This is a genomic window from Endozoicomonas sp. SESOKO4 (assembly GCF_024606275.1).
This window is the reverse complement of the sequence record NZ_JAHHPS010000600.1, coordinates 1-1,426: the sequence shown is the minus strand read 5'-3', so window position 1 is coordinate 1,426 and position 1,426 is coordinate 1. Positions and strand designations below refer to the sequence as shown.

Sequence of the window (1,426 nt, the reverse complement as noted above, 5' to 3'; positions counted from 1 at the left end):
CACTCGCGTGGATCTCGATGAAAAAGATTACATCTTCGTCTTGCACAAGATCGGCAAATTCTCCCAGCTGCTGAGGTACGACCTGTATAGCCGTGAAGGGGCCAACAACACCCATCTCCTGATATCTGACGGTGACCACTTCATCCGCGTTCACCCCCGGGGGAAGACGGCCTCTACCTGGGTGCTGAACTACAATGGGCAGCGGTCCTATAACTGCATTGCCGGGGGCGGCAGCTGGGTTCAGCGTTGTTCATCCCAGCTGAACCAGACCGAACAAACCTGGACCGTGACGCTGGGTGAGACCCGTTTCCAGTTTCCTGTCCCGACACCGGACACCTCGTACAGAGTGATAGTCCAGGATGCCAGCGCACGGTTTGAGTGGAGGGCGCCGGATCTCAAAGTGATTCACCAGTTATACGACACCAGCGACCTGAACAAAAAGGTGTTAAGGGCGCCAACGCTGCGCGAAATAATCGCCGTTCAACCCGCTGCCAGCCGGTTTCTGCCGCTGGAGCTGAAAAGGTGCGACGCCTCGTTCCTTGCCCGCTGCATGGCCAATGCACCGGCGCAGTGGCTCACATACTACGTGAAGCCGCCAAGACAGACCCCGTGGAGGATGAACAGTGCCCATGATCCGTCACCCATGCACAATAATCCGCCCCCGAAGGTCATGCAGAACCCAGCCTGGTTGCGACACCGTAAGCGCTGTCAACGAGAGGCCGAAGCGTATCGCAATACACCCTATTCCTGCTTCCCTGACAAGCTGGGACTGGCCGAAGCAAACTGGGCTAAGTTAGACCGGGTGAAGCTCTGGTTCGATACTCATCACAACGCGGAAATCCAGCTCATCACTCCCAGTGACCCGCTACAGCCGGTGTGGGGAAACCCGACCATCGGCTACTATTTTTTTGACCAGGTCAAAGGTCAGGTGTTTTTCAAGAGCGGCAGGTTCCTGAACCGGGACATCAGGCAATTCCGTGAATTCAGCGCCACAGAGCATGGCGCGGTGTTTGGTAGCAAGGTATCAAGGGTAGTGCCGGGCAAAGATGACGCCCAATTGCTGGTGTTTGAGCCCCCTTATTATTACCTGTTGACGGCCAGCCGATCCGGTCAGCTGGACCACCGGGTGATTGCGGCAGAGACCCTGGATGGCCAGCTCAGCGCCCCCCCCGTAGCAGCAACTGACAAAAGACTGATTCCCCTGCGAGTCGTGGATTCCTACGACAGTCGACGTATCCTTCGCACCGGTTTTTATGACGGGGCCACCCAAACCTACATTGCCTTCCTGAGCAGCCTGCTGGATGGCGGCCCACTGGTCGATGGGGACGACGGCAGCCGTCTTCGACTGATCAGTGAGCTTGTCCGGAAGGAACTGCACAAGGGCCACCTGCCGGTGCACAAGGTGGTGCGGGGCCAGCGTATTTAC

Annotated in this window: 1 protein-coding gene; it reads left to right on the top strand. The window is 57.6% G+C overall.

The genetic code is table 11. The features are described from left to right. Window positions 1–1,426: hypothetical protein (locus KDK16_RS11735; protein ID WP_257276259.1), on the top strand; the 1,426-nt coding region annotated here is incomplete at both ends.